This window comes from Mesorhizobium sp. M7A.F.Ca.US.002.01.1.1, assembly GCF_004022955.1.
GTDB lineage: Bacteria > Pseudomonadota > Alphaproteobacteria > Rhizobiales > Rhizobiaceae > Mesorhizobium > Mesorhizobium ciceri.
In genome coordinates, this window is record NZ_RZQE01000762.1 from 1 (window position 1) to 1884 (window position 1884).

The window sequence follows — 1884 nt, forward strand, 5'->3', positions numbered from 1 at the left end:
TTATCGCGCATCCCCTCTATATGCGCGCTCATTCCACACACGGACTTTGGTGTCTGCCCGGGAGAAATCCGGCTGAAACCTCCGGTGGCGTTCGAGGACAAAGTCCAAAAATGCCTGTGTCCGTGGAGGCTAACCGGAAAGGAACTTTGAATGGCACTGCCTGATTTCAGCATGCGCCAGCTTTTGGAAGCTGGCATTCACTTCGGCCACCAGACCCATCGCTGGAACCCGAAAATGGCGCCCTACATCTATGGCGCCCGCAACAACATCCACATCATCGACCTCTCGCAGACGGTGCCTTTGCTGCACCAGGCGCTGAAGCAGGTTTCCGACACCGTCGCCAAGGGCGGCCGGGTGCTGTTCGTCGGCACCAAGCGCCAGGCGTCCGACATCGTCGCCGATGCGGCACAGCGTTCGGCCCAGTACTACGTCAACTCGCGTTGGCTCGGCGGCATGCTGACCAACTGGAAGACGATCTCGAATTCGATCCAGCGCCTGCGCAAGCTCGACGAGATGCTGGCCGGTGAGGCGCAAGGGTTGACCAAGAAGGAACGCCTGAACCTCGACCGCGAGCGCGAGAAGCTCGACAAGGCGCTGGGCGGCATCAAGGACATGGGCTCGACGCCCGACCTGATGTTCGTGATCGACACCAACAAGGAAGCGATCGCCATTCTCGAGGCCAAGCGCCTCGGCATTCCGGTCGTCGCCATCATCGATTCGAACTGCGATCCGGACAAGATCGACTTCCCGATCCCCGGCAATGACGACGCGGCCCGCGCCATCCAGCTCTATTGCGATCTGATCGCCAAGGCTGCGATCGACGGCATCGCCCGTCAGCAGGGCGCGCTCGGCGTCGACATCGGCGCTTCGATCGAAGCTCCCGTCGAACCCGCGCTCGACCCGGCTCCGGCCCCGGCTGCAGACGCTCCGGAAGCTTGATAATCGAAGGCCGGTTGCGGCCTTCACCTTTCTCATATTCTGGCACGCTAAACAGACGCACCATCGAATACCGATGGTGCGTCGGTGCATTTAAAACAAAGAGGCGACAATGAGCATTTCGGCTGCACAGGTCAAAGAACTCCGCGACTTGACCGGCGCGGGCATGATGGATTGCAAGGCGGCGTTGACCGAGACCAACGGCAACATGGAAGAGGCCGTCGACTGGCTGCGCAAGAAGGGTATCTCCAAGGCCGACAAGAAGGCTGGCCGCACCGCGGCTGAAGGCCTGATCGGCGTCGACAACGGCGTGCGCGAGGCTGCCGTCGTCGAGGTCAATTCCGAGACCGACTTCGTTGCCCGCAACGCCGCGTTTCAGGAAATCGTCGCCAATGTTGCCAAGGTTGCGCTGGCCTACGGCACGACGGAGGCTGTGGCCGCCGCAAAGTATCCGGGTTCCGACAAGTCGGTTGCCGACACCATCAAGGACGCTGTCGGCACCATCGGCGAAAACATGGGCTTCCGCCGCTCGGCCAAGCTCACCGTCCCGCACGGTGCTGTCGCCACCTACGTCCACAACGCAGTTGCCGATGGTCTTGGCAAGCTCGGCGTTCTGGTCGCGATCGAGACCACGGGCAATGAGCATGCCGCCAATGCCTTTGGCCGCCAGGTTGCCATGCATGTCGCCGCCACCAACCCGCTGGCGCTGACGGCCGAGCAGATCGATCCGGCTGCGGTCGAGCGCGAGAAGGCGATCTTCGCCGATCAGGCGCGCCAGTCCGGCAAGCCGGAAGCGATCATCGAAAAGATGGTCGAAGGCCGCCTACGCAAGTTCTATGAGGAAGTCGTGCTCCTGAAGCAGGCCTTCGTGCTCAATCCCGACATCACTGTCGAGCAGGCACTGAAGGATGCCGAGAAGGAAATCGGCGCTCCGGCCAAGATCTCCGC

General features: G+C 61.8%; 2 protein-coding genes. Both read left to right on the top strand.

Features of this window, described 5'->3' with window-relative positions; translation table 11 throughout:
• The first annotated feature begins 150 nt into the window (after positions 1-150).
• Positions 151-939: a 30S ribosomal protein S2 gene (gene rpsB, locus EN932_RS35155; protein WP_013531765.1), complete on the top strand. Its 789-nt coding sequence runs from the start codon at positions 151-153 to the stop codon at positions 937-939.
• A gap of 109 nt (positions 940-1048) precedes the next feature.
• Positions 1049-1884, top strand: an 836-nt coding sequence (gene tsf / locus EN932_RS35160; protein ID WP_128369476.1) for a translation elongation factor Ts, incomplete at its 3' end; no start/stop codon positions are given.